The organism is Ruegeria sp. BH8, assembly GCF_056538065.1.
The window spans coordinates 28,380-55,166 of the sequence record NZ_JBQFSP010000007.1; the positions used below are offsets into that span (position 1 = coordinate 28,380).

The 26,787-nt window shown below is 60.0% G+C and carries 26 protein-coding genes; 15 read left to right on the forward strand and 11 right to left on the reverse strand.

All coding sequences use genetic code 11. From position 1 onward, the window contains the following. Positions 1-36 precede the first annotated feature (36 nt). The 4 genes from lspA to ACR0AD_RS13080 form a co-directional block, all read right to left on the reverse strand. Entirely contained in the window at positions 37-513 is a 477-nt protein-coding gene (gene lspA, locus ACR0AD_RS13065; protein WP_480487777.1) for a signal peptidase II, read from the reverse strand. Further along, entirely contained in the window at positions 513-2,102 is a 1,590-nt protein-coding gene (gene purH, locus ACR0AD_RS13070; protein ID WP_480487779.1) for a bifunctional phosphoribosylaminoimidazolecarboxamide formyltransferase/IMP cyclohydrolase, read from the reverse strand. The genes lspA and purH overlap by 1 nt, the downstream gene beginning before the upstream one ends. A 22-nt stretch (positions 2,103-2,124) precedes the next feature. Continuing rightward, a complete protein-coding gene (locus tag ACR0AD_RS13075; protein WP_480487781.1) occupies positions 2,125-3,864 on the reverse strand; it encodes a heparinase II/III family protein in 1,740 nt (579 codons plus the stop codon). 89 nt (positions 3,865-3,953) lie between these two features. After that, entirely contained in the window at positions 3,954-5,213 is a 1,260-nt protein-coding gene (locus ACR0AD_RS13080) for an RsmB/NOP family class I SAM-dependent RNA methyltransferase (protein WP_480487782.1), read from the reverse strand. An 88-nt stretch (positions 5,214-5,301) separates the two neighbouring features. On the opposite strand from ACR0AD_RS13080, the gene ACR0AD_RS13085 reads away from it, so the two are divergent. Beyond that, positions 5,302-5,484, forward strand: coding sequence for a DUF1674 domain-containing protein (locus tag ACR0AD_RS13085; protein ID WP_209505084.1), 183 nt, complete (start codon positions 5,302-5,304; stop codon positions 5,482-5,484). Between the two features lie 4 nt (positions 5,485-5,488). Here ACR0AD_RS13085 and ACR0AD_RS13090 read toward each other — a convergent pair whose 3' ends face one another. Beyond that, the gene (locus ACR0AD_RS13090) at positions 5,489-6,343 is read right to left on the reverse strand and encodes a LysR family transcriptional regulator (protein ID WP_480487784.1); all 855 of its coding nucleotides are present in this window, start codon (positions 6,341-6,343) and stop codon (positions 5,489-5,491) included. Positions 6,344-6,442: 99 nt separating this feature from the next. On the opposite strand from ACR0AD_RS13090, the gene tmpA reads away from it, so the two are divergent. The 3 genes from tmpA to ACR0AD_RS13105 are packed head-to-tail and all read left to right on the forward strand — an operon-like array spanning position 6,443 to position 8,831. After that, positions 6,443-7,579 carry a 2-trimethylaminoethylphosphonate dioxygenase gene (gene tmpA / locus ACR0AD_RS13095; RefSeq protein ID WP_480487786.1) on the forward strand — a complete coding sequence of 379 codons (1,137 nt, stop codon included), beginning with the start codon at positions 6,443-6,445 and terminating at the stop codon, positions 7,577-7,579. Further along, positions 7,576-8,166: a (R)-1-hydroxy-2-trimethylaminoethylphosphonate oxygenase gene (gene tmpB, locus ACR0AD_RS13100; RefSeq protein ID WP_267363507.1), complete on the forward strand. Its 591-nt coding sequence runs from the start codon at positions 7,576-7,578 to the stop codon at positions 8,164-8,166. The genes tmpA and tmpB overlap by 4 nt, the downstream gene beginning before the upstream one ends. Next, positions 8,163-8,831 carry an ureidoglycolate lyase gene (locus ACR0AD_RS13105; RefSeq protein ID WP_267363508.1) on the forward strand — a complete coding sequence of 223 codons (669 nt, stop codon included), beginning with the start codon at positions 8,163-8,165 and terminating at the stop codon, positions 8,829-8,831. Before tmpB ends, ACR0AD_RS13105 begins: the two co-directional genes overlap by 4 nt. On the opposite strand, the gene ACR0AD_RS13110 is transcribed toward ACR0AD_RS13105, so the two are convergent. Then, on the reverse strand, positions 8,818-9,501 hold the full coding sequence (locus ACR0AD_RS13110) for a DUF2306 domain-containing protein (RefSeq protein ID WP_480487788.1): 684 nt from the start codon (positions 9,499-9,501) through the stop codon (positions 8,818-8,820). The genes ACR0AD_RS13105 and ACR0AD_RS13110 overlap by 14 nt on opposite strands. A 39-nt stretch (positions 9,502-9,540) precedes the next feature. Beyond that, entirely contained in the window at positions 9,541-10,350 is an 810-nt protein-coding gene (gene dapB, locus ACR0AD_RS13115; protein ID WP_480487790.1) for a 4-hydroxy-tetrahydrodipicolinate reductase, read from the reverse strand. Positions 10,351-10,442: 92 nt separating this feature from the next. On the opposite strand from dapB, the gene rbfA reads away from it, so the two are divergent. The 6 genes from rbfA to rpsO all read left to right on the forward strand — a co-directional run bounded on the left by rbfA (position 10,443) and on the right by rpsO (position 14,607). Then, on the forward strand, positions 10,443-10,838 hold the full coding sequence (rbfA, locus tag ACR0AD_RS13120) for a 30S ribosome-binding factor RbfA (protein WP_209505090.1): 396 nt from the start codon (positions 10,443-10,445) through the stop codon (positions 10,836-10,838). After that, on the forward strand, positions 10,835-11,578 hold the full coding sequence (locus ACR0AD_RS13125) for a phosphodiester glycosidase family protein (protein ID WP_480482831.1): 744 nt from the start codon (positions 10,835-10,837) through the stop codon (positions 11,576-11,578). Before rbfA ends, ACR0AD_RS13125 begins: the two co-directional genes overlap by 4 nt. 54 nt (positions 11,579-11,632) lie before the next feature. Beyond that, positions 11,633-12,538: a tRNA pseudouridine(55) synthase TruB gene (truB, locus tag ACR0AD_RS13130; RefSeq protein ID WP_480487926.1), complete on the forward strand. Its 906-nt coding sequence runs from the start codon at positions 11,633-11,635 to the stop codon at positions 12,536-12,538. Positions 12,539-12,559: 21 nt separating this feature from the next. Continuing rightward, complete coding sequence (locus ACR0AD_RS13135) at positions 12,560-13,063, forward strand: DUF1643 domain-containing protein (RefSeq protein WP_209598417.1); 504 nt, start codon at positions 12,560-12,562, stop codon at positions 13,061-13,063. Between the two features lie 95 nt (positions 13,064-13,158). Further along, on the forward strand, positions 13,159-14,193 hold the full coding sequence (locus ACR0AD_RS13140) for a calcium-binding protein (RefSeq protein ID WP_480487792.1): 1,035 nt from the start codon (positions 13,159-13,161) through the stop codon (positions 14,191-14,193). 144 nt (positions 14,194-14,337) lie between these two features. Next, complete coding sequence (gene rpsO, locus ACR0AD_RS13145) at positions 14,338-14,607, forward strand: 30S ribosomal protein S15 (protein ID WP_170329634.1); 270 nt, start codon at positions 14,338-14,340, stop codon at positions 14,605-14,607. Between the two features lie 88 nt (positions 14,608-14,695). On the opposite strand, the gene ACR0AD_RS13150 is transcribed toward rpsO, so the two are convergent. After that, a complete protein-coding gene (locus tag ACR0AD_RS13150; RefSeq protein WP_480487794.1) occupies positions 14,696-15,595 on the reverse strand; it encodes a hypothetical protein in 900 nt (299 codons plus the stop codon). Between the two features lie 163 nt (positions 15,596-15,758). Continuing rightward, positions 15,759-17,471 (reverse strand): adenylate/guanylate cyclase domain-containing protein, encoded by a 1,713-nt coding sequence (locus ACR0AD_RS13155; RefSeq protein ID WP_480487795.1) that lies wholly within the window; start codon positions 17,469-17,471, stop codon positions 15,759-15,761. A gap of 330 nt (positions 17,472-17,801) precedes the next feature. Between ACR0AD_RS13155 and pnp the strand changes: the two genes are divergently transcribed. From pnp to ACR0AD_RS13170, 3 genes are all read left to right on the forward strand, one after another. Continuing rightward, positions 17,802-19,952 carry a polyribonucleotide nucleotidyltransferase gene (gene pnp, locus ACR0AD_RS13160; protein WP_480487797.1) on the forward strand — a complete coding sequence of 717 codons (2,151 nt, stop codon included), beginning with the start codon at positions 17,802-17,804 and terminating at the stop codon, positions 19,950-19,952. A 250-nt stretch (positions 19,953-20,202) separates the two neighbouring features. Next, the gene (locus ACR0AD_RS13165) at positions 20,203-21,261 is read left to right on the forward strand and encodes a hypothetical protein (RefSeq protein ID WP_480482818.1); all 1,059 of its coding nucleotides are present in this window, start codon (positions 20,203-20,205) and stop codon (positions 21,259-21,261) included. Between the two features lie 421 nt (positions 21,262-21,682). Further along, on the forward strand, positions 21,683-22,687 hold the full coding sequence (locus ACR0AD_RS13170; RefSeq protein WP_480487799.1) for a Hint domain-containing protein: 1,005 nt from the start codon (positions 21,683-21,685) through the stop codon (positions 22,685-22,687). Positions 22,688-22,699: 12 nt separating this feature from the next. Here the strand turns inward: ACR0AD_RS13170 and ACR0AD_RS13175 are convergent, their stop codons facing one another. Further along, positions 22,700-23,335 (reverse strand): DUF1326 domain-containing protein, encoded by a 636-nt coding sequence (locus tag ACR0AD_RS13175; protein WP_480482813.1) that lies wholly within the window; start codon positions 23,333-23,335, stop codon positions 22,700-22,702. A gap of 267 nt (positions 23,336-23,602) precedes the next feature. On the opposite strand from ACR0AD_RS13175, the gene ACR0AD_RS13180 reads away from it, so the two are divergent. After that, entirely contained in the window at positions 23,603-24,292 is a 690-nt protein-coding gene (locus ACR0AD_RS13180; RefSeq protein ID WP_480487801.1) for an outer membrane protein, read from the forward strand. Positions 24,293-24,422: 130 nt separating this feature from the next. Here ACR0AD_RS13180 and ACR0AD_RS13185 read toward each other — a convergent pair whose 3' ends face one another. Beyond that, positions 24,423-25,073 (reverse strand): peroxiredoxin, encoded by a 651-nt coding sequence (locus ACR0AD_RS13185; RefSeq protein WP_480487803.1) that lies wholly within the window; start codon positions 25,071-25,073, stop codon positions 24,423-24,425. A gap of 214 nt (positions 25,074-25,287) precedes the next feature. Between ACR0AD_RS13185 and ACR0AD_RS13190 the strand changes: the two genes are divergently transcribed. Further along, a complete protein-coding gene (locus tag ACR0AD_RS13190) occupies positions 25,288-26,727 on the forward strand; it encodes an aldehyde dehydrogenase family protein (protein WP_209505102.1) in 1,440 nt (479 codons plus the stop codon). Positions 26,728-26,787: the final 60 nt, after the last annotated feature.

The window sequence follows — 26,787 nt, forward strand, 5'->3', positions numbered from 1 at the left end:
TGTTTCAGGCGCTTTTATCGCATATCATTCCGCGCGTCACGAGGGCTTTTTGCCGTCAAACAAAACCAGCCCCAGCGCTCCGGCGAATATGAACACATCCGCCAAGTTGAACACAAACGGGTTGTTGATGCCACAGCAGGACATGTTCAGGAAATCCAGAACAAACCCATAAAGAAGCCGGTCGACCACATTCCCAAGCGCTCCGCCGATCAGCATGCCGCCACAGAACAACATGAATTTCGAACGCGTCGAACGACCAAGCCAGACAAGCACACCGATGCAGATCACCACGGACACACCGATCAAAAACCAGCGCGCAGCCTCAGAGTCGCCCTGAAACAGGCCGAAATTGATGCCCCGATTCTCGCCGTATTTGAACACCAGCAGCGGTGGCAGAACATCGATACCGTCGGGCCGTTCAGCCACGCGCAGGACGTGAACGACCAGATATTTGCTGATCTGGTCGATCGCGAAGGCGGCCAAGGCCGCCCAGAGAAGCAGGCGTGACCGCATCAGTGACGGAAATGACGCATACCGGTGAAGACCATCGCCAGACCAGCCTCATCCGCTGCGGCGATCACTTCATCGTCGCGCATGGACCCTCCCGGCTGAATGACGCAGGTCGCGCCCGCTTCGGCGGCTTCCATCAACCCGTCGGGGAAGGGGAAAAACGCATCCGATGCCACGGCGGAACCGATGGTCAGCGGTTGCGGCAAGCCCAGCGTTTCGGCCATACGTTCGGCTTTCTTGGCCGCGATCAGGGCCGAATCCACTCGGCTCATCTGCCCCGCGCCAACACCCACGGTCGCGCCATCCTTGACGTAGACGATGGCGTTGGATTTGACGTGCTTGGCCACTTTCCACGCGAACAACAGGTCACGCATCTGCGCGTCGGTCGGGGCTTTCTTGGTCACGACCTTGAGGTCGTCCATGCCGACAAAGCCGTTATCCTTGTCCTGCACCAACAGCCCGCCGGCCACCTGACGGACGGTTTTGCCACCTTCGGTTACATCCGGCAGCGCCTCGGTCGTAAGCAGGCGCAGGTTTTTCTTGGCGGCAAAAATCGCCTTGGCCTCGTCCGAGGCACCGGGGGCGATTACAACCTCGGTGAAGATGCCCGTAATCTCTTGCGCTGTTTCTTCATCCAGCGGCTGGTTCAGCGCAACAATGCCACCAAAAGCCGAGGTGCGGTCGCAGTCAAATGCCGCCTTGTACGCCTCAAGAAGGGTTGCACCTGTGGCTACACCGCAAGGGTTGGCGTGCTTGATGATGGCGCAAGCCGCGCCTTTCGCCGGATCAAACTCGGCCACCAGCTCAAAAGCCGCATCTGTGTCGTTGATGTTGTTATAGCTCAGTTCCTTGCCCTGATGCTGAACGGCGGTGGCGACGCCGGGGCGGTTGGTGCCGTCCGTATAGAACGCTGCCTGCTGGTGGCTGTTTTCGCCATACCGCAGGGTCTGCTTCAACTCACCGGCAAATGCGCGGCGCTTTGGGGCGTCCAGTTGCAGCGCATCGGCCATCCAGTTCGACACGGCGGTGTCATAAGCCGCTGTTCGTGCATAGGCCTTTTGCGCCAGCCACTGGCGGAAGCCATAGGATGTCTTGCCGTAGTTTTCTTCCAGCTGATCCAGCAGGGAGGAATAATCCTCGACATCCACCACCACGTTCACGAAGGCATGGTTTTTTGAGGCCGCGCGGATCATCGCCGGGCCACCGATGTCGATATTCTCGATACATTCGTCATAACCCGCGCCCTTAGCGACGGTTGCCTCGAACGGGTAGAGGTTCACGACCAGCAGGTCGATGGCACCGATGCCATGTTCCTCCATCGCCGCGACGTGGGTGTCATTGTCGCGCAGCGCCAGCAACCCGCCATGCACCATCGGGTGCAGCGTCTTGACCCGGCCATCCATCATCTCGGGGAACCCGGTAATTTCGCTGACATCGCGCACCTCAAGCCCTGCATCGCGCAGCGCCTTGGCAGTGCCGCCAGTCGACAGCAATTCGATCCCGCGCTCGGACAGCGCCTTGCCCAGCTCGATCAGCCCGGTCTTGTCGGAAACGGAAAGCAACGCGCGGCGCACGGGGTGAAGGTCGGTCATGGGTCCAAAGGTCCTTTTGGCGTCAGTCAAACTTGGGCTCGTCCCGGTGCGTATCGCGCACGGCATAGGCTGTATCCTGCGCCTTGCTCAGCGTCCACCGGATGCGCGTCGCATACTCCATTGCGCGGCCAGATAGAACGATCTGTTTTGTCGCGCGTGGCTTTAAACGGCCTTTTTCAAGGTAAACACTTGGTTCGACGGATAATTTTCCCACACCATCATGGCGGAAAACCCAGATCTCGCCGCTTTTGAGCGCCATCGACACTGCCGCCCCGCCCAGATCCAGCGCAGCATCAACGTCAGGATGCAGATGAAAACGGATGTCATAGCCAATGCCCTTGAGGCCCGAGGCGTCCATCGCCCTGTCGAACTGACGCTTGGCCTTGTCGGTTGCGGTCAGCAGAATATCCTCGACCGTCAGCTCACGCCCGTCAAAGCGCAATTCGAATGTGCGCGCGTGGGTCAGCCCGAAGACTTTAACATATCCGTCATGCCCGGCCATGAAACGGATGCCTTCGAACGCATCTTCAAAATCGACCGGAACGTCCCGCGGCGCGTCGACCAGCGCCTGACTTTCGCGACCCGGCAACGGGTTGGCCAACCGCGCGCTCGAGAACCCGTCCAGACACAGGGTTGAGTGAGATGGGGTCGCACGCCCGGCGCGGCGCCAATCCAGCCCAAAACTAGCCCCCGATCCACAATTCACGATCAAAGGGCGGCGCCCCGAGGTCAGCTCGAACGCCAGCGTGGATGCGTGCGCGTTGAATGAAGCCGCTCCGGACGGCGGCGCGCTGGCATCCACGATCACCGTGGTGCGCGCTGCGGACAGGCAGGCATAGCCCATTGGCAATTCGGTCGCCGCCTTGTGCTTGACGCCACTTTGCGCAAGCGCCTGTTCCAGCCGCCCTTCGACCCCGCGCCCACCGCCGTGAAACCGCGCCAGCGCGCCATCCGCATGGCGCAGACTGCGCAAGGTCGGTGCGATCCGCTTGATCGCATTGGCCTGCGCAACGGGTGTGCCGCGGCCAAGGTCGCTGAGCGCCGCCGACGTCCAGCTGAGCAGCATGAACACTTCAAGCAGCTCTTCCGGGTTGCGTGTTGGAATACCGCCCTGTGCGTCCACCTGCCGGTCACACTCGCCAGCCAAAGCCCGCAGGGCCGGATCGGCCATCTGCTCCAACCCCTCCAGCGCCAATCCGGCTTGCACAAGACCGGCCAGCGCCTCGAAACGCGGCAACCCGGGCGTCGCGGCCTGCCAGCGTTTGGACAGGAACCATGTTTGCTGCGCCAAAGATCGAAAGAACAGTTTGCTTTGCTTTTCATCTGCCCCGCGCAGCAGAAAGAGTGCATGGTTGATCCAGCGCATCACCCGCCGCCCGGTCAGGTCAGGTACCCAGCCCGGGCCCTGCCCGCGGCCATGCGCCTCGATCCAGCCCCAGACCCAGCGCTGCGCTTTTTCTCGTGCGCGCATATCACCGACAGCGGCCAGATCATCCAGCCATGCAAAACCATGGCGTTCCTCGTCAAAGCCGGCGCTGGGGGCAACAACATCCCACAACGCTGTATCGTCTGCCTCGACCAGATAGCCGGCGAACAAGAGATTCCCCGCAACCAGCTGCCGCCCGCGCGCAAACGAACCAACGGTGCGCGGCTGAGGTTGCGCAACAAACCCCGTGGCGGCCTTTTGCCGTTGGCTGAGACGCGCGTAGAAACGGTTTTGAAACCGCATCCACCGACTGGCCATGGTGTCCGAATTTGACATGCGCGTGTTACTCTGCCCCTTGCGCTCTGCTGGCGCTTGAGACCCAACGATAGACCGCGCCGATCGTCAAGTCATCGAAAAGCGTGCGCTCAGGCGGATTTGTTCAGGCAGGCGATATAGAACCCGTCCATACCCCCTCGATCGGGCCAGTAGTCGGGCCGCAGACGCAGGCCGCCTTCCTCGGTGATCCAATTGTCTTCGATGCCGGAGAGCTTCAGTGCCTCGCGATCAACACGCATGTCCGGATACATGCCCAGCGCGTCTTCGATCTGAACCTCGCCCTCATCCGGCAAAAGCGAGCAGGTGCAATAGACCAGCCGCCCGCCAGGTTTCAGCAGCGTCCATGCGTGGGCCAGCATCTGCGCCTGCAATTCGATCAATCCGCCAAATTCCGAGCCATCCTTGGCAAAGGGCAAGTCAGGATGCCTGCGGATCGTACCCGTGGCCGAGCAGGGCGCGTCCAGCAAAATCGCGTCGTACTGACCCTGATGGTCCAGCGCGTCACCCACGATGACTTCTGCCTGCAACCCGGTCCGGGCGAGGTTTTCGCGCACGCGTTCGGTGCGCGCCGCGGATACATCCAGCGCCGTCACATCCGCGCCCGCCGCAGCCAGTTGCATGGTTTTACCGCCCGGTGCCGCGCAAAGGTCCAACACCTTTTCGCCCGCCTTCGGTGCCAGAACACGCACCGGCAGCGCGGCTGCCGCGTCCTGCACCCACCAACCCCCATCCTTGTATCCCGGCAAGGCCGAGACCTGACCCGCATCCAGAATACGCACAGACCCGGTGGGCAGCTTTTCGCCCGGAGGGCCTTCTGCCCCTGGCTTCAGGGTAAGGTCCAGTGGTGCGCCCGCGAAATGCGCCTGTTCCATTCCGGCAACCGCTTCGGCACCCCACGCCGCGATCAGGGGGTCCCGCAGCCACTCCGGCAGGCGCGGGACACGCATTTTCGGCCATGCCTCGGGACCCTCGGACGCCACCTTGCGCAAAACGGCATTCACCAGCCCTTTCAGACGCCCGTGCTTGCGCGAGCGGCTGATGATTTCAACCATGGAGTTCACCACCCCATGCGCGGCTTCCCCGTTGCACAGTTCGACCGCGCCCAGCCTCAGCGCGTTGTGTACGGTCAGGGCGGGCGTTCGGTTCAGGTGGTTGTCCAGCAGACGGTCGGCCCGTTCCAGCCCACGCAGGGTTTCGGATGCCAGCCGCTGGGCACGCGCGCGATCCTCTGGCCCCAACCGATCCAAAGCACCCGCGGCCAGGCATTCAGACAACAGGCGGCCTTCACCCAGAACCTGATCCAATAGATAGATTGCGCTGCGCCGTGCTGCTGTCGCGCTGTTTGTCATGGTACTGCCTTCATGTGACCTGTGCCCGCATTGCCATTGGCGGACGCGGGCGTATATCAAGGCTATGCACGGAAAGGAACCCGATGTCATGAGTGACGACCGCAAAGACCTGCCCCCCGCCGCCCAACGCGCGCTGGCCGAAGCGGAAGAACGCCGCCAAAAAGCCCAGGCCGAGGCCAGGGAAATGCCCAAGGAACTGGGAGGGCGCGATGGGCTGGACCCCGCCCGTTACGGCGATTGGGAAAAGAAAGGCATCGCCATCGATTTCTAGGCCCTCAGCCGCGCAGGGCCTTCAGAAAATCATCGATCAGGGCGCGCTGTTTTCTGGACTGCACCCGATCTTCGGGCCATGTCAGCCAATACCCGTCCTTGGTTTGCAGCTCTGGCAGCTCTAACCTGCGCAACCGGCCATCCCTTAGATCACCGGACGCCAGCGGAACCGAGCCCAGCACAACCCCCATCCCGCGCCTTGCCGCCGAAACGGCATGTTCCATCGAATCGAAACTGACATGTGATAGCGCGACGTCGCCATGCCCGCATTTCCGGACCCACTCGCGCCAGCCCGGACGCTCGCCGCGCAGATCGATCAGGGGGGCACCCCATTCAACGCCCGGTGCGGCCATCGGCACCAGCACCTCGCGCGCGATCAATGCCGCGTCGCGCCCGGTCCACACGCCGCGACCATAGCGGATTTGCAGCCAGGTGCGTTCCTCATCCAGCGACGACCGGCGCGCAACCGAGTCGGTCATCACCCGCACCTCGGGGCGCAGATTTCGGAACACAGGCAGGGCTGGTACAACAAGGGCGTGGATGTTTGATGACAACCCGGCGACCCTGAGTTCGCGTGGCGATTTTCCAAACAGATCCTCAGTGTTGCGTTCCAACGCCAGCAGGCTGTCCTGCACCAGCGGCAGATAGCTTTCGCCTTCGACCGTCAGTGACACGCCGCGCGCCTCGCGCACAAACAGGGACCGGCCCAGCCAAGCCTCAAGATTGCCGATCCTTTGGCTGACGGCGGCCTGCGTCAACCCGAACTCTTTCGCAGCCGCCGAAAACCCGCCAAGCCGCCCAGCGGCTTCGAACACACGCAACCAATCCAGCGGCGGTAATCCGGTCTTATTTTTAGCCATTAGTTTTTCCAAGCCTCAGCCGAAATAAGGATTAATTGTCGTAATGCCACGAACGGCGTATCTGCTCAACCAAAGCTCGCGCCGAACAGGAGACCCCCAATGCTGCGCACCGCCACCCACGACACCTCGATTGTTACAGTCGCGTTCGACACCGGGGCCAAGGCCCGTTTCCACGCCATCTGGCTGCGCGACAACGCGCTGGACGCTGATACCCGCGCGCCGGGCAACGGTCAGCGCCTGATAACCATCGGCGATATTCCTGCCGACATCTCGGTCAGTTCAGCCGAGGTGGTCGCGGGCGACCTGCAAGTCACGTTCCAGCCTGAGGGCAAAATCGTTACCTTCCCGGCGGACTGGTTGGCCGAAAACAGCTACGACCGCGATCATGACATTGCGCTGGGTCGCATCGCCCCCGGCATCACGACCTGGGAAAGTGGCATCGCCGCGCCCAGCGGCGATTGGAACGAGGTCCATGCCAGCCCGGCGGCCAAGCGCAATTGGCTGGCCGCTGTGGCCGAGTTCGGCTTTGCCAAGCTGACCGGCGGCCCGACCGAGCCTGAATCGTTGCTGAAGGTCGCTGACCTGTTCGGCTATGTCCGCGAAACCAATTATGGCCCCTATTTCGAGGTGCGGACCGAGGTGAACCCGACCAACCTTGCCTATACCGGGCTTGGCCTTCAGGCGCATACCGACAACCCCTATCGCGACCCGGTGCCGACCTTGCAAATCCTCTATTGTCTGGAAAACTCGGCTGAAGGCGGGGAGTCCATTGTTGTTGATGGCTTCCGCGCCATCGAAAAACTGCGTGACGCAAACCCCGAAGGCTTTGCCCTGCTGACCGGATATCCGGCGCGGTTCGAATACAAGGGCTCGGACGGGGTCTGCCTGCGGTCGCGCCGCCCGATGATCGAGTTGTCGCCGGATGGTGAGTTGATCGGCATCCGCTTCAACAACCGCTCTTCCGCCCCCTTTGTGGATGTGCCGTTTGACAAGATGGAGGCTTATTACGCCGCCTATCGCCAACTGGGAGATATCATCGACGATCCGGCGATGGGCGTGTCGTTCAAACTGGAACCGGGGGAAAGCTTTATCGTCGACAACACCCGCGTCCTGCACGCGCGGCTTGGCTATTCCGGGGCCGGATCGCGCTGGTTGCAGGGATGTTACGCCGACAAGGACGGGTTGCTGTCCACACTGGCGGCGATGGAGATGGCGCATCCGGAGGCGGCGGAATGAAACCCGATTTCTCGACACTGAACCGGGACAATATCGTTGCCTTCATCGGTGACATCTTTGCGCGCCGCGGCGGTGAAGAATATCTGGGCGAGCCTGTCACCATGGCCCAGCACATGCTGCAAGGCGCCACCATTGCCGAGCAGAACGGGATGCCCGAGGAAATTATCGTGGGCGCCTTGCTGCACGACATCGGCCATTTCACATCCGAGTTCGGCACCTACCACCCGGATGACACCGAAGACCGTCATCATGAGGACGCGGGCGCCGAGGTACTGGAGCAGTTCTTCCCTTCGGTCATCACCGATTGCTGCCGCTATCACGTGGCGGCCAAGCGGTATCTTTGTGCCACCAAACCCGAGTATTTCAATCGCCTGTCCGCCGCATCGGTTCACACGTTGGAACTGCAAGGTGGTCCGATGAGCGCCGAAGAAGTTGCCGCATTCGAAGCCAACCCGAACCTGAAAGAGATCATTCAGGTCCGCTATCTGGATGAGGCCGGAAAACGCGCGGATATGGAAACCCCTGACTTTGCACATTTTGCGCCGATGGTGCAGCGTATGGTCGACAAGCACATGGAGGCCGCATGAACGCCCCGGAATATATCTTTGAAGCCAGCACCAAACCGTCGTTGCCCTGGCACGAGGTTCCCCTGATCCGCGCGACGGACGCCTCGGTCAAAGGCTATGGGTGTCTGGTCGATGATCCCGAAGGGTTCGAGATCGAGATCACCCGCTGGCCACAACAGGGGTGGCGGCCGATCGATGAAGGCACCGGCGACGAAGGCGGCTGGGTCGAAGGCACCTTTCGTGGTGAGTGGAAGGGCGACGTACTTTATGGCGAGAACGAAGCGGTCAATGGCCACTATGTCCTCGGCTGGTCCACCGATCCGCAGCAGGCACAGACAAGCCGCCAAACAGCGCCCCGCGATCAGGTGCTGCTGTGGCACATGAACTACCACCCGGATGGCGGGCAGATGTTCTGGCCGCTCGACAACAAGCCCTTCATCATTCCTGCTGCATTGCCCGGCGACAACCTGACACCAGAAAAGGTGGTGGCGTTCTGGTGCGACGGTTCGCGCGGGCTGTATATCCATCCCGGTATCTGGCACGAGGGGATATTCCCGGTTGAAGACAACCAGCGGTTCCTCGATCGGCAGGGTGCGGTGCACGCCCGCGTCAGCGCTGATATCGGTCAGGAATTTGGCGTCTACCTCGCCTGCCCGCTGCGCGCCGACAAGATCAGGGATTTGTGATCAGAGCCCCCCGATGAGCAGATCGGCAACGCGCGATCCAAATCTGCGTAGCCAGCAGGTATGGTACGAAGAACGCGAAGTTCTGAACCTGATCGAAAGGGCCCGAGAAATCAGGCTCTGACCCCAACCCGCCGGTCAACAGATACCAAACCGTATAATGCACACGGTAGAGCCACGACCCCAGCGCCAGCCAGAACAGCCGCAGACCCCATGCCCAATGGCCAGCACGATCCGGGATTACAGCCATGCGCGCCACCATCAGAGCTGCAGTGAACAGGCAGAGCCCATACAAGAAAAACGCTGCAGACATCATCGGTCCACCGATCGTTCCCCGCAGGGGGATATAGGTCATTCCTGCCAGCCCGGTGATCAAAGCCGACGCAATCAGAGCCACACCCAAGCCGCGGTGAAACCGATTGTATTTCAGCCGAAGCCCTTTCAGCAGCTGCAGCGGCACAAGAGCCACCAACACCGTTCCGGCAAGGATATGCAACATCATCGCCGCATTAGCGACACTCTGGTCATAGGCAAACAAGTAGCTTTTTTGTGCCGCGCTCTCAGACAGCCCGACGCCGATCATGTCAAACCCCTGCGCGACGAAGGGCAGCAGGGTCAGATAGAACAGGACCAGCACCAATCCGGTCATCACACGTGATGTCAGGTTCCGCATACGCCCGAGTGTAACGCCGTCGAGCGGCCCGTCTATGGCTTACAGCCCAAGCACATCCACCATGTCATATTGACCGGGGGATTTGCCCTGCCCCCACAGCGCCGCTTTCAACGCGCCGCGGGCAAAGATGGCGCGGTCGGTGGCCAGATGGCGCAGGACGATGCGTTCTCCGGGGGCGGCGAACAGGACATCATGTTCCCCCACGATGTCGCCGCCGCGAATAGCGTGAAAACCGATATCTCCACGCTTGCGCGCACCGGTGATGCCGTCCCGGCCCCGGTCGGACACGTCCGACAACGCAACGCCGCGCCCCTCGGCTGCGGCCTCTCCCAGCATCAAGGCGGTGCCCGAAGGTGCATCTACCTTGTGATGGTGGTGACCTTCGATGATCTCGATATCGAAATCCTCATCCAGCGCAGCTGCGACCTTTTTGGTCAATTGCACCAGAAGGTTGACGCCAAGGCTCATGTTTCCGGCTCGTACGATCACCGCATGGCGCGACGCGGGTTCCAGTGCTGCGATCTGTTCGTCGGACATGCCGGTGGTGCCGATCACATGCACACAGCGCGCCTGCGCCGCCAGCGCAGCGAATTCCAGTGTCGCTTCGGGCGCGGTGAAGTCGATCACTGCCTGCGCCTGCGCAAAGGCCTCCAGCGGGTCGTCGGTGACGGTAACGCCCAGCGCCTGCCCGCCCATGACCGTGCCCACATCCTGACCGATCCAGTCATGGCCCTTGCGTTCGACCACGCCGACCAGACGCGCCTGATCGCTGTCCGTCACGGTCTTGATCAGCATCTGCCCCATACGGCCCGAAGCCCCTGTGATGACGATCCCCGGAATATGGGTCATTGCGCTGGTCCTTTTCGTTAAGTCGGCTCAAAGCCTCCTACCCGGTTCGCGCCCGCTTGGCAAAGCCCCGCTTTGCGCTTAGATCGGGGATTATGGCAAAGAACAAATTCCACGATGGCCCCGGCCCGTCCCAACGGCAGCTGCGTGTCGGCGAACTGATCCGCCGCACCCTGTCCGAAGTTCTGGCGCGCGGAGATGTCCACGACCCCGACCTGAATCGCATGTCGATCACCGTGGGTGAGGTGCGTACCTCGCCCGATCTGAAGATCGCCACCGCCTATGTGCTGCCCCTTGGCGGCAGAGGGCAGGAGGACGTGATCGAACTTCTGGCCCGCAACAAGGGTGAGCTGCGGCGCATGGTCGGCAAGAAAGTCGGCCTGAAATTCGCGCCCGATCTGCGCTTTCGGCTGGATGACACGTTTGACCGTCTGGACGACACCCGCCGCATGTTCGAACAGGACGCGGTGCGCCGCGATCTGGACGAGTGATCCGCACGTTTGTCACATTGGCGACGCTTCTTTGGGCCGCGCAGGCAGGCGCGGTCACTTGTGAAAAGCTGACCCATGAGGACAAACGTTATACGGTTTGCAACGTCGATGCCGCCAATGAAGATCTGCGGCTGTTTCTGAACGGTGAAGACGGTCAGGTATTGGGGCATTTTTCGGCGGTCAACGAAGTGCTGGCCCCGGAAGGCGAACGGCTGACCTTTGCGATGAACGCGGGCATGTACCACGACGACCGTTCACCCGTTGGCCATTATGTCGAGGACGGCCAGGAGCAGATGCGTGTGATCACCAACCCCGGCCCCGGCAACTTCGGTTTGCTGCCCAATGGCGTGTTCTGCATCCGCGAAGGCCGGGCGGATGTGTTTGAAACGCTTGAATACGTGGATCAGGCGCCCACCTGCCGCTTTGCCACCCAATCCGGTCCCATGCTGGTGATCGACGGAGAACTGCACCCGCGCTTCCTGCCTGATTCGACCTCGCTTTATGTTCGAAATGGGGTCGGCACCAGTTCCGATGGTACACGGGCGGTGTTTGCGATCTCGGAAGATTACGTCACCTTCCACGAGTTCGGACGTTTGTTCCGCGATGTGCTTGGCACGCCAAACGCGCTGTTTTTCGACGGCAATATCTCGCGGATGTATGAGCGTGCCAGCAACCGCTCGGATTTGGGATTCTCGCTGGGGCCGATTGTCGGTGTGGTCGAAGAAACGCCCGCAAATTGACAGCGGCAGAGTGATCCGCTAACTCGCGCGCCTCAGCAAGATTCAAGGTGCATGATGGGACGCAAACGCAAGGGCCGCGACATTTCCGGTTGGCTGGTGGTGGACAAGCCTGCGGGCATGACCTCGACCGCCGTGGTCAACAAGGTGCGTTGGGCGATGGATGCCAAAAAGGCGGGCCATGCGGGCACGCTGGATCCCGAGGCGACCGGCGTTCTGGCAATTGCCTTGGGCGAGGCGACCAAGACCGTTCCCTATATCACCGATGCCTTAAAAGCCTATACCTTTACCGTGCGACTGGGGCAGGCCACCAACACGGACGATGCCGAGGGCGAAGTGATCGCGCAAAGCGACGCGCGCCCCTCGGATGACGATATCAAACAGGCGCTGACCCCGTTTCTGGGCGATATCATGCAGGTACCGCCCAAATTCTCGGCGGTTAAGATCGACGGCCAGCGCGCCTATAAACTGGCCCGTGATGGGGAGGATGTGGAGCTGAACGCTCGCCCCCTCTGGGTCGAGGAACTGATCCTTGTCGACCGCCCCGACGAAGATCACGTGGTGCTGGAGATGACCTGCGGCAAAGGCGGCTATGTGCGGTCTATCGCCCGCGATCTGGGCGAGGCGCTGGGGTGCCACGGCCACGTCAAGGAACTGCGCCGCATCTGGTCCGGCCCGTTCGAGGCCGAGGACGGGTTGAGCATCGAGCAGATTGACGAGATGGCGAAAACAACCGCGTTGGACGAATATCTGCACCCGCTGGAAACCGGCCTGTCCGACCTGCCCGAGCTGAAATGCACCGCCGAGGGGGCAACCCGTCTGCGCAATGGCAATCCGGGCATGGTGCTGGCCTCAGACATTGAATACGGCGACGAGGCCTGGGCATCATTCGACGGCAAGGCCGTGGCCGTTGGCATCTATAAATCCGGTGAATTGCACCCCAGCCGGGTGTTCGTCGACTGAGAGCCGTGTTAGGCGAAGGGCATGATCACCCGTTCCCATACCAAGGGCGACGCGCCCTCGACCGCCATCTATTCCGATTGCGAGAAATACCGCTATAGCCTGACCCGCATCTGGGACCCTGAAGGTCGCAAGGCGCTGTTTGTGATGCTGAACCCGTCAACCGCGACCGAGGTGCAGAACGACCCGACGGTGGAACGCTGTGAACGGCGCGCACGCGCGCTTGGGTTCGGCGCGTTTCAGGTCACGAACATCTTTGCGTGGCGCGATACCGACCCGCGCAAGATGCGGGCTGCCGCCGATCCGGTCGGGCCCGAGAATGACGCGGCCATTCTGGACGGCGTGCAATGGGCCGATCAGGTCATCGCGGCCTGGGGCACGCATGGCGCGCATCTGGAGCGTGGCCCTGCGGTGGAAACCCTGTTGCGCGGCACCGGCCAATCGCTGTTCCATCTGGGCCTGACCAAGGACGGCCACCCCAAACATCCGCTTTATATCGCCTATACTCAGCAGCCAGAACTCTGGTGACAAAGGATTAACCATTTCAAAGGTTTACCTTTGACCCGGTGACGGCCGACATGGGATATTCCACCCTCGGAACATCATGCTTTCGGAGGGGTTCAATGTTTCTGGCCGGATTGCTTGGACTGGCCGCCATCGGCGGCGCTGCTTACGCGATGAGCGATTTTCTGATCGAAGAGGACGACACGCCGGATGAAAACCCGGAAGGTGAACCTTCGGCCGAGGTTGGTACCGGTGAATTTCTGGTCATCGGCGAGGGTGTCGAAGACCCGGAAAACGCTAACACCGAACCCTCGCCGGACAGTAGCGAGGCGCCCTTCACCGGAACTGTGATCTCGGAATTTGAAGGCGATCTCGTGATTGCTGGCGGCGATGGTTCGGACGTGATTACCGGGCAGGACGGTGTCGATCAGATCAACGGCTACGGCGGGGACGACACGATAAACGGTGCCAAGGGCAACGACGTTCTGCACGGGGGCGACGGCGCGGATGAGATATCGGGCGGGCAGGGAAATGACGTCCTGCACGGTGAGGCGGATGACGACCTTTTGTTCGGTGAGGACGGGGATGACGCCCTTTACGGTCACTTTGGTGACGACACTCTGGATGGCGGTGCGGGTGAGGACGAACTGTTTGGCGGTCAGGGCGACGACAGGCTGGACGGCGGCGCAGGGGATGATGCGTTGCAGGGCGGGTTCGGGGATGATGTTCTGAACGGTGGCGAAGGTGAGGATACTGTCTTTGGCGGGGACGGAAACGACTTTGTTTTCGGGATCGAAGAAGGTGCCGCCGAAAGGGATTTCCTGAACGGCGGTGCGGGTGACGATACCATTCTGGCAGGCGGCAAAGACGTGGTGACGGGCGGAGCCGGGGCCGATGATATCGTGCTGAACCCCGGCGACGATCAGGTGACCGTGATGGGGTTTCAACCCGGCGAAGATAAGCTGCTGGTGACGTGGGAGGATGAAACCGACCCGGCAATCGAGGTTGAGGCCGACGCCGAAAACGCCAACCTGACAAGGGTTTTCATCGATGGTCAGGAGGTTGCGCAGGTATATGGTGCCGAAGGGATGACTGCGGCCGATATTCAGCTGATCACCGAAGCCCAGCTGGCACAATACGGCCAGATGGTCTGAGCCCGCAGAAACCCTTTGCCATTTGGGTCAAACGCGCTTATACGCGCCCATCCGCATCGGAATCGGTGCGGTTTTCTCCATGGGCCTGTGCTGGACGACATCCCGGCCTGCGCCATCAACTCTAACCTTTTAAAGGAGACCCCGATGTCGATCACTGCCGCTGAAAAAGCACGCGTCATGCAAGAATTCGCAACCAAAGAAGGCGACACCGGTTCGCCTGAAGTACAGGTTGCTATTCTGACCTCGCGTATCAACACCCTGACCGAGCACTTCAAGACCCACAAGAAAGACAACCACGGTCGTCGTGGTCTGCTGAAAATGGTTGCTCAGCGCCGTAAGCTGCTGGACTACCTGAAGGGCAAGGAAGAGGCGCGTTACCAGGACCTGATTAAAAAGCTGGGCATCCGCCGCTAAACGTATTTGTTACGTTTTGTACCGGTTCTGAACCCCGGTCTGTAAGATTTGTACGCCCGCCCAAATGGCGGGCGTCTTTGATTCCGGGTCAGATCGCCTGCCACTTTTTGTAGGTGTCGACCGCCAAGGCGGTGTCGATCACGAACATCGCAACTGCGGTTACCATCGCCAGCATCGACACCCAGAACGACCCGCTTGCCGAGGCGACGGCCAGCGTCATGCCGCCGACGCAGGTGGCAATCGCGGCGGCTTTTTCCAGGCCGCTCATGTCGGTCAGAACGATGCCGGCAAGTTTGGTGAACCCGACAGACGCCTTGGCGACGCCCAGCATGGCCTTCATCATGGCCAGATCGCTGCCCGCCGTTCCGGCCTTAGCGATTGCGCCGGCGTGGCGGCTGATCGGTCCGCTGCATTTGACGGCAATCCCGGCTCCGGCCCGCGTGACCGTCTTGGTTCCGAGCGCCTGATAAACCCCCAGTGCCGCCATGGCCATCGTGATGATATCGGCAAAGGCCTTGGCGGCGGCCCCGATAAAGGTGTTCAGCGCGGCCTTCTTGCGCTTTTTCCTGCTGGTGCCCAGCGGTGCCCCCAAAAGCGGCGTGTCCCCCTGCATCAGGATCAGGCTGTCCGCGGTTTCCTGCACCGAAAATGGCGCGGCATCGACGGGAACCGTGGCGGCTTCGGCCTCGGGTATCGGGTCGGGGGACAGGAACCGTGCCTTGATCTGCGCCTGCTGGTCGGCCGGTAGCGCCCGGATATCGGCCCCTTCGTCTGAGGCATAAAGCTCTTGCCATGCGCTTTCCATGATCGCGGCCACGTCCGCCGCACTTGGTTCGGCGGCGGGGGTTGTCATCAGCGGCATCTTCGGGCCTGCATCAAGGTCGATGTCCTCGACCGCGTCCTCGGGGAGCTTGTCGAGCATTTCGATGAATGACTCGTCGAACACATCAGGGTTAAATGAAATGCCAGAGGCGGAATGGAGCTTCATGGGTAAACCTACTTTCATTAACTTTGACACAATAAGCCTGCACAATAGACGAGTTTTGAATTCTCTCTGTGGTGAACATCACACTTGAACATCCGGACGCCGCCAGCCGGCGCGCGCGCGGAGTTTCGTGACAGCAGCTGAACGCGTATCTGTAGATCAGCCGTTATTCGGGAAGACCGGCCTTTTTCCACCCTTCGCGCCAGCATTCCGCACAGGCCGGAACGGTAAAGACCGGCAGGCTGGTCTGATCCGAGGAAGCGGTGATATCGGGGCGCAATGCTTGCAGGTCGCTTATCGCCGCCTGCGCCGCTGCGGCATCCGACATTTGACCCAAGGCGGCAATAAGCATCAGGTGGCTCATGACAAATCCGGACCGAACGGCCAGAGCGTCACGCGCTGCGGCGGCGGCCTCGTCATACCGGCACAGCTGAAACAGTGCACTTGCCCGGGCGATATGTGCCGCATGACGCATCGGGTCTTTCGGGCTGAGTTCAATGGCATGTGTTGCGTGGTCCAAAGCCTCATCCGGTCGGTTCAACATGCACAGGTTGATGGAGGCGAGCATGTGAACACTTGCAGCATTGGGGTTTTCGGCCAGCGCCTGTTTGAACGCCGCACGCGCACGCGGCAGGTCGCGGGCCAGCATCGAGATTGAATGCGCCGCATAAGCCATGGCAATGCCGTCGGAGCGGTCGCTCATGAGAACGCGTTCAGCCGCGCTGATGGCGGCCTTGGGCCCTTCGCCGATGGGATCAAGCCCCTGCACAAGCCGCTGAATATGCAGCCAGGCCAGCAGCCCTGCGGCAGCGGCGTAATCCGGGTCGCGGTCCAGCGCCAGCGTTGTCAGCCGGATGGCTTCGCGATTGGCGTCATCTGTCAGCAGATGAAAATGCGACAGCGCCTGAAGGTAGAGTTCATAGGCTTCGAGATTTTCTGTCGGCTTGGCGCGGGACCGGTTCGTTTCGGCGTGGCGCAGCGATGGCTCGATCGCTGTGACGACCTCTTGCGTGACCTTGTCCTGAAGGTCGAAGATATCGTCCAGCACTCCGTCAAAGCGATCGGCCCACAGGTGGCTGCCATTTTCCGCATCAATCAACTGCCCGGTGATCCGGACACGCTGTCCCGCGCGGCGGACGGATCCTTCCAGCACATACCGAACCCCGAGCGTCAGGCCGACCTGGCGGATATCCGTCGTTTTTCCCTTGAAGATGAAGGACGAGTTGCGGGCCACGACCATCAGCCAGCGAAAGCGCGACAGTTCCGTGATGATGTCCTCGGTTATACCGTCGGCAAAGAACTCTTGCTCGGGGTCGCCGGACATGTTGTCGAAGGGCAGGACGGCGATCCCCGGGCGGGTGTCGGCGGGTGTTGCAAGATTGGCGGTTGAGCCCTTTGGCCAGCACCAGACACCAACGCGGCGCGTGATGTTCTTTAGCTCGGCCTGCCCGCCGCCGCCGAACAGACCCGCATCACCCCGGTCAAGGCTGTGATGCGCCGTGTCCGAGATCAGGATCTGGTCGGGTTTGGCCAGAGCCTCGAGCCGGGCAGCGACATTGATGCCATCACCGAAGATGTCTTCGCCTTCCGCAATGACCTCGCCCGTGTGAATACCGATGCGCAGCCGCAGCCCTTCGGGCTTGTCGCAGGATTGCAGGGCAATCGCAAAATCCGACGCGTCGGACGTTGACTGGAATTCAGCGATCCAGCCATCCCCCATGCTTTTGATCAATGTGCCGTTGTGGGATTTCAGCAGGGCGGTGAGCGTGTCGTCACGGAACGATTTCAGCGCTGCAAGTGTACCCTGCCGGTCCTGATCCATAAGCGCCGAGTACCCGACAACGTCAGCCGCCAGCACTGTCGTAAGCCGTCTTTTCATTCGCACCCCCGATGAAAGTGAGGTTAGCGCAGTGATCCGGTTCTGTCAGGCCATTTCCCGGACGGGGGCAAAGGCACGCAGCGCGCCATCATGCGGCCCCTGTGCCTTGTGTCGCGCTGCGAGGGGTCAGGACCTGCCTCAGCATGATCCGGCCAGCTTTTTCGGTTTCGCTTTCCTTCCAACGCATTCTCATGTATGCGCGCGGTATCTGAGACGTTGTGCCCTGACCCCGGCACTCGAACGGAAGATAAATGGGGTCGGCGGCAATGGGGCCGCCATGCAAAACCGGAGACCCGCAGGGGCGGGAGTGCTCCGTTCTAGGATACGCATATGTTTGATGTAACGAAGAAATCGATGCAGTGGGGCGAGGAAACGCTGACACTGGAAACCGGCAAGGTTGCCCGTCAGGCCGACGGCACCGTGATTGCCACGCTGGGCGAAACCAGCGTCATGGCCAACGTGACCTTTGCCAAGAGCCAAAAACCTGGTCAGGACTTTTTCCCGCTGACCGTACATTACCAAGAGAAATATTACGCCGCCGGTAAGGTTCCGGGTGGCTTCTTCAAGCGCGAAGCGCGCCCGACCGAGAAAGAGACGCTGACCGCGCGTCTGATCGACCGTCCGATCCGCCCGCTGTTCGTTGACGGTTTCAAAAACGAAGTGCTGGTGATGTGCACCGTGCTGAGCCACGATCTGGTCAATGATCCCGACATCGTTGCAATGATCGCCGCGTCGGCTGCGCTGACCATTTCCGGCGCGCCGTTCATGGGCCCGATCGCCGGTGCCCGCGTTGGATTCGTGGATGGCGAATACGTCCTGAACCCGACCGTGGATGACATGCAGGACCTGCGCCTGAACCCTGAACAGCGTCTGGATCTGGTTGTTGCCGGCACCAAAGACGCCGTGATGATGGTGGAATCGGAAGCCTATGAGCTGTCCGAGGCCGAAATGCTGGGTGCCGTGACCTTTGCGCATGCACAGATCCAGCCGGTCATCGACCTGATCATTTCGCTGGCCGAAGACGCCGCGAAAGAGCCGTTTGAATTCGTCGCACCCGATTACTCGGAGCTTTATGCCGCTGTTTCGGCTGCCGGTGAAGAGCAGATGCGCGCCGCGTTCGCGATCACCGACAAGCAGGAGCGCACCGCCGCTGTTGCCGCTGCCCGTGAAGCGATCAAGGAAGCGCTGAGCGAGGAACAGCTGGAAGACGCCAACCTTGGCTCGGCGATGAAAAAGCTGGAAGCCGGTATTCTGCGCGGTGACGTCGTCAAGGGCGGCAAGCGCATCGACGGTCGTTCGACCACCGATGTGCGTGCCATCGAAGCCGAAACCTCGTTGCTGCCGCGCACACACGGCTCTGCCCTGTTCACCCGCGGTGAAACCCAGGCGCTGGCCGTGACCACGCTGGGCACCGGCGACGATGAGCAGTTCATCGATGCGCTGCACGGCAACTTCAAATCGAACTTCCTGCTGCATTACAACTTCCCCCCCTATTCGGTTGGTGAAGTGGGCCGCGTGGGTTCGCCCGGCCGTCGCGAAATCGGTCACGGCAAGCTGGCATGGCGCGCGCTTCAGGCGGTTCTGCCTGCGCCAACCGACTTCCCCTATACCATCCGCGTGGTGTCCGAGATCACCGAATCCAACGGCTCCAGCTCGATGGCGTCTGTCTGCGGCGGGTCGCTGTCGATGATGGATGCGGGTGTTCCGCTGAAAGCCCCGGTTGCCGGTGTGGCCATGGGCCTGATCCTGGAAGATGACGGGTCTTACGCAGTTCTGACCGACATTCTGGGTGACGAAGACCATCTGGGCGATATGGACTTCAAGGTTGCGGGTACTGCAAACGGCATCACCTCGCTTCAGATGGACATCAAGGTCGCGGGCATCACGCCTCAGATCATGGAAACCGCCCTGGCACAGGCCAAGGACGGCCGGATGCACATCCTGGGCGAGATGGGCAAAGCCCTGTCCGAGACCAACGAGTTCTCGGTCCACGCGCCGCGCATCGAGACCATGAACATCCCGACCGACAAGATCCGTGAAGTGATCGGTTCGGGCGGCAAGGTCATCCGCGAGATCGTCGAGGTTTCGGGTGCCAAGGTCGACATCAACGACGATGGCGTCATCAAGATCGCATCGCCCGATGGGGAATCGATCAAGAAGGCCTATGACATGATCTGGTCGATCGTGGCCGAGCCGGAAGAAGGTCAGGTCTATACCGGCAAGGTGGTCAAGATCGTCGATTTCGGTGCCTTCGTGAACTTCTTTGGCAAGCGCGACGGTCTGGTCCACGTGTCCCAAATCGAAAACCGCCGCCTGAACCATCCGTCGGATGTTCTGAAGGAAGGTCAGGAAGTGAAGGTCAAGCTGCTGGGCTTTGACGATCGCGGCAAGGTTCGCCTGTCGATGAAAGTGGTCGATCAGGAAACCGGGGAAGAGATCGTTCCCGAGAAGAAAGAAAAGAAAGAGGAAAGCGCAGAGTAATCTGCTTCTTACTTGATATTTTTATGGGGCTCCGGTGGAATTACCGGAGCCTTTGTGTATTCTGAGAGCAAATTCTGAGGTGAACATGAAGTTTAATCCGTTTGTACCGTTCGGGATCGCTTTTCCTGGAATGTTCATTGGACGGTTCGATGAGATTGAGGCGATTGAACAGGCTCTTTTTCAGACAAAGAATAACAACCCTCAGCACCTCCTCATTTCCGGCGAGCGTGGCATAGGAAAATAATCATTATTGAATTATGCAGATCTAATAGCCCGCGGAGAGATCAACGTCGAAGCTTTAGAATTCAATTTCTTGACTGTTTCTACCGACTTAGCAGGCGTTCAAACGCAGGGTGGAATCGTTAAGCAAATTGGACGTGAACTAAAATCCAAGCTCCGTTCGCACGAGAACCTTAAAGAAAAAGCAAAGCTGGTTTGGGAGTTTCTTTCCAATTGGGAAATATTGGGCGTCGCCTATAGAGGAAAAGAGGAAGAGATCGACCCCGACGAAGCACTTGATGATCTGGTTTCCCTCTTCGTCGACATCTCGGAGACACGCAACTTTGACGGAATCGCAGTGCTTCTGGACGAGGCAGACACACCTCCGGTGGAAGCTGGCCTGGGAGAATTTTTAAAAATTGTAACGGAACGCTTGGCGAAGCGAGGTTGCAACGACGTATTGTTCTTGCTCGCTGGTCAGTCGATTCTTGTTCAAAAGCTTCGGGATTCTCACGAGTCATCTCTTAGAGTTTTTCAGGTTTTGACCATGCAACCACTTGAACCGAAAGAGAGAAAGAATGTAGTCCGTGTAGGCATCGCTAGAGCAAATGAAGAAAACGAACGCAAAACAAAAATTGATGAAGAAGCAACTGACCTGTTGAGCGATCTTTCTGAAGGATACCCACACTTCCTTCAGCAGTTTTGTTACTGTGCTTTTGACACCGACACGGATGACGCGATTGATTTGAAAGATGTACTTCATGGTGCTTCGGCAGAGAACGGCGCGATAGATCAACTCGGTGCGAAGTACTTCAGCGAGATGTACTATTCAAAGATTTGGTCTGACGATTATAGACGAGTTTTGGATTTTATGGCTGAACACGGCGACGGTTGGGTTGCACGCAAGTCAATTATTGAAGGCTGTGAAGTATCCGCTTCTAATGTGGATAATGCTCTTGCGGCTTTAAAAAAGCGCGAGATTATCTTAGCTGATGAAGCGCGCAAAGGGTTTTATCGGTTACCTACAAGGTCTTTTGCAACTTGGATAACTGTCGTTTCCAGCACTCATTCTGAAAATGTTTTGCAATAATGTTTCACTACCGTCCACTAACCTCCGCTACCTTCCACTAACCTCCGCTACCTTCCGCTAACCTCCGCTACCTTCCGCTAACCTCCGCTACCTTCCACTAACCTCCGCTACCTTCCACTAACCTCCGCTACCTTCCGCTAACCTCCGCTACCTTCCACTAACCTCCGCTTCTACCACCCACATATCCGCATATGTGAAATGCCGGGGCTAGGTTGGTTTTTCTTAAAGAGGAAAGCGCAGAGTAATCTGCCCACCCTCTGATTGAATGCGAAAGGCCCCGGTTTCGACCGGGGCTATTTTTGTCCGCGCGGTCAGGAGTGTCGGGCGTCCCGTGGCTTGGTAAATCAATTATTAACACTTCATGCGTGTATTTACTCAACCATAAGGATGATCATGTTGCATTCAGGGATGCTTTTCGACCGTGGCCTCGATAACCGTTTTCGAAATCAGCGCAGACCCCTACAGCAATAAAAGCGTCGATATTACTGCCGCTTATTCCGTTGATATCACCGACAATGACGCCCTGTTGCAGGATCCCGACCCTGACAGCGCGCAGCTTGATCTGTCGGCCCTGCCCGGTTTTTCCGGGACAAGCCAGAATTTCAGCACTTTCGAAAGCTATTCGGGGACGGTGAACGGGGCGCCTGTCACCTTCATTCTGGTTCAGTTCTCGAACCCGCGCTACATCATCGTTACCTCGGGTCAGGCGCAGCTGAACGATACGATCACGGGGACCAGCTTTGGCGGGACGGCAGCGCCAACTACTTATCAGACCCTGCCGTCTTTCGTGTGCTTTACCGCCGGGTCCCTGATCCGGACACCCGCCGGGCTGCGCCGGGTCGAAACCCTGAACCCCGGCGACCCGGTTGTCACTGCCAAGGGCCATATCCGCCCGGTGCGCTGGGTCGGCAGGCGTCGCTTGTCAGCGCAGGAGTTCCAACAGGACCCTCATCTCTGTCCGGTTCGGATCATGGCGGGATGTTTCGGGCCGAACAGCCCAAACCGTGATCTGGTCGTCTCACCACAGCACCGGATCGCCGTCACCTCGGCGATGATGGAGCTGATGCATTGCGAGACCGCGATGCTGGCCCCGGCCAAGGGGCTGATCAACGGGCGGACAATCGTTCAGGAGCTGCCCGCGCAAGGGGTCGAGTATGTCCATATCCTTTTTGACCGGCATGAGTTGGTGAATGTCGAAGGGGTCTGGTCCGAATCCTTCTATCCCGGCGACACGACACTGGGCGCGATGGCTCCCGCCACAAGGCGCGAGCTGTTCACCCTGTTCCCGGATCTGGCCTGCGGTGCCGGTGGCTATGGGTCAACCGCGTTGCCGGTGCTGAAACCCTTTGAGGTTCGGGTGCTGAAGGCGGATCTGACGCTGCCCTGCTGGTCATCGGTCCCGAACACATCTGCGCACGCCGCCTGACAGGGGTGCCGATCAGTGAGCAACCCCGCCGGGCCCATGTTTCAGAAGATGCCACTGGCCATAGCTGTCCTTCAGGTCCAGCTTTATCGCGGCATCAGAGCGGGTCGAGGCGCTGCCAATCTCGGCAATGGAAAACTCGATCCCGCCGGGGATATCGATGCGCACCCGATGCGCGCCGCCGCCATGCGGGGCCTGAATCGGCTGTCCGGTGGATTTCAGAACATCACCAACGGTAACGCTGGCCGTGCGTTCTTCGAGGTCCATCTCGAATTCGATCGGCAGGTAAAGCGTGTCATGAACCGTCTCGCACATTGCCCTGAACACATACCAATGCGTCGCCATCTCTTCGGTTTCTTCACCGTGAAAGACCTTTTCCAGCGCGTCGCGCTGTGCCGGGGTTGCTGCGGGATCAACGATCACCTGCATCTCGCCGCCGCCCTCAAAGATCGGCCCCGGCCAGGCATAGATCAGCGCGGCTTTGGTCCCGCTGAGGTCGGTGTCACCGAAATGCCCTTTGGTCACCTCCAGCACTTCGAACCCCCGGCAATCGCCATGGGTCGGCAACTCTTCGAACTGGCAGGGGCAGGCATAGCCGCAGTTGCAGTTCCCGAAACTCTCTCCTTCAACATACCAATCTGTAAAAGCCATGGTCTTCTCCCGCTAGGTACAGTCCGAAAGCCCGAGGTGATTGGTCGTATGCCTGAGTTTTGCCCCCCGCGCACCCTATCACAAATTGCCCGGAACCAGAACCTGAGGGCCATGAGACGGCAGATGAACGGTCCTGCCCAGCCCCGGATCTATTCATTCACGCGCGTCCAAAAACCTGTGAAACGAAGTGATAGCCCCGCGCCTTTCCTTTCCGTCAAGCCCGCCCACATCGAGGCCAAGCAGAGTTTTGGAGCTACGGAGACAATCATGTTCAAGCGTATTTTTCTTACCTCAACGGCCCTCGCCGCCAGCGCGACGGCGCTTGCCGCGCAAAGCCTGGGCGACGGCACCTATGTTCAGGGCTTTGTCGGGTACAGCCAGTTGCAGGACAGCGATTTCGCAGGCACGATCGGCGGCGCGCCGCAGTCGGTCGACACGGAGTTCGACGCAGGGTTCGGTCTGGGCGTGGCCATCGGCAAGGAGATCCCGCAATGGTCCAATGACAGGTTCGGAACACGGGTTGAGCTGGAGCTGTCTTACCGCGACAGCGACGTGGATGGTGTGAACTTCTCGGGCAACGGGCCGGGGGCCGAGGGCAATATCTCGGGCGATGTCACGCAGACCTCATTGTTTGCCAATGTGCTGTTCGATTTCAAACAGGCGGGTGCGCTGACGCCCTATGCCGGGTTTGGTCTGGGGGCCACCTATTCGGATCTGGATTTTGCCTATGGGCCGGGTGTGGCGCTGGATGACAGCGACACCGCCTTTGCCGCGCAGCTGATCGTCGGTGTGGCTTACGAGATCAACCCGTCAACCGCCTTTACCGTCGATGCCCGCTATGCCCGCGCCTTTGACGTCTCGTCGCGGCGGCTGGCCCCGAACGGCGCGTTGACCGGCACCGTCGAAGACGATCTGGATACGTTCAGTGTCAATTTCGGGCTTCGGTACAAGTTCTGAGGTCCAGGGGCAGGTCTCCCTTCGGTTACCCTGCCCCCGCCTGCTTCATCTGGCCCCAAATATCCTCGGGGGGAAATCGTGCCGGCAGGCACGATGGGGAGCAGACAGCCCCCCTGACCCGGCACCCGCCTTAGGACGGCGCTTTGGTCTTGCGCAGATAGGGAAAGATCGTCTCGAACGCGCCGAATTTGGCCTTGGCGTCTTCGTTCGACACTGAGGGCGGGATGATCACGTCTTCACCCGGCATCCAGTTGGCAGGCGTTGCGACACCTTTAGACGACATCTGCAACCCGTCCAGCGCGCGCAGGATTTCGGCAAAGTTGCGGCCCACGGTCATCGGATAGGTCATCGACAGTTTCAGCTGCTTGTCCGGGCCGATGATAAAGACCGACCGCACGGTGGCGCTGTCAGCCGGGGTGCGGCCATCGGGCAGGTAGGCTTCGGCAGGCAGCATGTCGAAGGCTTTCGACACCGCCAGACCCTCATCAGCGATGATCGGGAACCCGGGATTGGCCTTACCGTATTCCTCGATATCCTTCTTCCACTTCTTGTGGTCTTCGACACCGTCAACCGAAACGCCGATCACCTTGGTGTTGCGCGCGGCCCATTCGTCACTCAGCTGCGCGACGGCCGAGAATTCGGTGGTGCAGACAGGTGTGAAATCCTTGGGGTGCGAGAACAGAATGGCCCAGCTGTCGCCAATCCAGTCGTGAAACTGAATGGTGCCCTGATCTGTTTCTGCGGTGAAGTTCGGGACCGTATCGTTGATGCGCAAACCCATGGGGTATCTCCTTTCCAGTATTAACCTGAGTCGATTGCCCGCAACCTAATCACTTTGCCCACGGGTTAAAACTTGCATCGTGGTCGCGGCCCGGAAATTCACCGGTTTCACTGGAAAAATAATTTGATCAAATTATCTATTGCCCCCTGTTCGCTTGGGTGACAGAGTGTCGGCGAACAGCCGGATTCTAGCTGGACCGACAGGAGGGCTCAGGATGATCGAAAAGCGGAATTTCTATATCAATGGTCAATGGGTCGCGCCGTCGCAACCCAATGATTTCGAGGTCATCAACCCCTCGACCGAGGAGCCGTGCGCGGTGATCTCACTGGGTGGGCAGGCCGACACGGATGCGGCAGTTGCCGCCGCCAAGGCCGCCCTGCCGGGCTGGATGGCAACGCCGGTAGAGGCCCGCATCGCGCTGGTCGAGAAGCTGATCGACATCTACCAGACCCGCGCGGAAGATCTGGCGCAGGCCATGTCGCTGGAAATGGGCGCGCCGATTGACATGTCGCGCAGCCAGCAGGTTGGTGCAGGCACATGGCATTTGCAAAACTTCATCCGCGCGGCCAAGGCGTTTCAGTTTGAACGCCCTCTGGGGGATCACGCCCCGAATGACCGGATCATCTATGAGGCGGTTGGCGTGGCCGCATTGATCACGCCCTGGAACTGGCCGATGAACCAGGTCACGCTCAAGGTCGGTGCAGCGGCGATTGCGGGCTGCACGATGGTTCTGAAACCCTCCGAGCAAAGCCCGCTGAACGCGATGATCTTTGCCGAGATGATGGACGAGGCAGGGTTCCCGCCCGGTGTCTTCAATCTGGTAAACGGCGATGGCGCGGGCGTTGGCTCGCAGCTGTCGGGTCATCCCGACGTGGATATGGTCAGCTTTACCGGCTCGACCCGTGCGGGTACGGCGATTTCGAAGAACGCGGCGGAAACGCTCAAGAAAGTGCATCTGGAACTGGGCGGCAAAGGCGCCAATGTGGTCTTTGCCGATGCCGATGAAAAGGCTGTCAAACGCGGCGTGCTGCATATGATGAACAACACCGGCCAAAGCTGTAACGCCCCCAGCCGGATGCTGGTGCAGCGACCGATCTATGATCAGGCTGTTGAGATCGCCGCCGAGGTCGCCAGCAAGGTCACCGTGGGCAGCGCCGCAGAAGAGGGCCGCCATATCGGACCCGTCGTGAATGAGGTTCAGTGGACCAAGATTCAGGACCTGATCCAGAAAGGTATCGACGAAGGGGCGCGGCTGGTCGCGGGCGGCACCGGACGCCCCGAGGGGCTGAACAAGGGCTATTATGTCCGCCCGACGGTCTTTGCCGATGCCAACAACCAGATGACCATCGCGCGCGAGGAAATCTTTGGCCCGGTTCTGACCATGATCCCCTTCGACACCGAGGAAGAGGCTGTCGAGATCGCCAATGACACACCTTATGGCCTGACCAATTATGTGCAGACGCAGGACAAGGCGCGCGCCAACCGCATGGCGCGGGTTCTGCGGTCGGGCATGGTCGAGATGAACGGCCAGTCGCGCAGCGCGGGCTCTCCGTTTGGTGGGATGAAGCAATCCGGCAACGGGCGCGAAGGTGGCGTTTGGGGGCTGGAGGACTTTCTGGAAGTCAAATCCGTCGGCGGCTGGGCGGCTGAATAATACACCCAGCGCAATGCGAGATGAGAGGGCGAGGCAACGCGGTTGCCTCGCCCGTGTTAT

Bases quoted from the DNA above. Each gene is read 5' to 3' on its own strand.
- lspA (WP_480487777.1), bottom strand. From the start codon at position 513: ATGCGGTCACGCCTGCTTCTCTGGGCGGCCTTGGCCGCCTTCGCGATC.
- purH (WP_480487779.1), bottom strand. From the start codon at position 2,102: ATGACCGACCTTCACCCCGTGCGCCGCGCGTTGCTTTCCGTTTCCGAC.
- ACR0AD_RS13075 (WP_480487781.1), bottom strand. From the start codon at position 3,864: ATGTCAAATTCGGACACCATGGCCAGTCGGTGGATGCGGTTTCAAAAC.
- ACR0AD_RS13080 (WP_480487782.1), bottom strand. From the start codon at position 5,213: ATGACAAACAGCGCGACAGCAGCACGGCGCAGCGCAATCTATCTATTG.
- ACR0AD_RS13085 (WP_209505084.1), top strand. From the start codon at position 5,302: ATGAGTGACGACCGCAAAGACCTGCCCCCCGCCGCCCAACGCGCGCTG.
- ACR0AD_RS13090 (WP_480487784.1), bottom strand. From the start codon at position 6,343: ATGGCTAAAAATAAGACCGGATTACCGCCGCTGGATTGGTTGCGTGTG.
- tmpA (WP_480487786.1), top strand. From the start codon at position 6,443: ATGCTGCGCACCGCCACCCACGACACCTCGATTGTTACAGTCGCGTTC.
- tmpB (WP_267363507.1), top strand. From the start codon at position 7,576: ATGAAACCCGATTTCTCGACACTGAACCGGGACAATATCGTTGCCTTC.
- ACR0AD_RS13105 (WP_267363508.1), top strand. From the start codon at position 8,163: ATGAACGCCCCGGAATATATCTTTGAAGCCAGCACCAAACCGTCGTTG.
- ACR0AD_RS13110 (WP_480487788.1), bottom strand. From the start codon at position 9,501: ATGCGGAACCTGACATCACGTGTGATGACCGGATTGGTGCTGGTCCTG.
- dapB (WP_480487790.1), bottom strand. From the start codon at position 10,350: ATGACCCATATTCCGGGGATCGTCATCACAGGGGCTTCGGGCCGTATG.
- rbfA (WP_209505090.1), top strand. From the start codon at position 10,443: ATGGCAAAGAACAAATTCCACGATGGCCCCGGCCCGTCCCAACGGCAG.
- truB (WP_480487926.1), top strand. From the start codon at position 11,633: ATGGGACGCAAACGCAAGGGCCGCGACATTTCCGGTTGGCTGGTGGTG.
- ACR0AD_RS13135 (WP_209598417.1), top strand. From the start codon at position 12,560: ATGATCACCCGTTCCCATACCAAGGGCGACGCGCCCTCGACCGCCATC.
- ACR0AD_RS13140 (WP_480487792.1), top strand. From the start codon at position 13,159: ATGTTTCTGGCCGGATTGCTTGGACTGGCCGCCATCGGCGGCGCTGCT.
- rpsO (WP_170329634.1), top strand. From the start codon at position 14,338: ATGTCGATCACTGCCGCTGAAAAAGCACGCGTCATGCAAGAATTCGCA.
- ACR0AD_RS13150 (WP_480487794.1), bottom strand. From the start codon at position 15,595: ATGAAGCTCCATTCCGCCTCTGGCATTTCATTTAACCCTGATGTGTTC.
- ACR0AD_RS13155 (WP_480487795.1), bottom strand. From the start codon at position 17,471: ATGAAAAGACGGCTTACGACAGTGCTGGCGGCTGACGTTGTCGGGTAC.
- pnp (WP_480487797.1), top strand. From the start codon at position 17,802: ATGTTTGATGTAACGAAGAAATCGATGCAGTGGGGCGAGGAAACGCTG.
- ACR0AD_RS13175 (WP_480482813.1), bottom strand. From the start codon at position 23,335: ATGGCTTTTACAGATTGGTATGTTGAAGGAGAGAGTTTCGGGAACTGC.
- ACR0AD_RS13180 (WP_480487801.1), top strand. From the start codon at position 23,603: ATGTTCAAGCGTATTTTTCTTACCTCAACGGCCCTCGCCGCCAGCGCG.
- ACR0AD_RS13185 (WP_480487803.1), bottom strand. From the start codon at position 25,073: ATGGGTTTGCGCATCAACGATACGGTCCCGAACTTCACCGCAGAAACA.
- ACR0AD_RS13190 (WP_209505102.1), top strand. From the start codon at position 25,288: ATGATCGAAAAGCGGAATTTCTATATCAATGGTCAATGGGTCGCGCCG.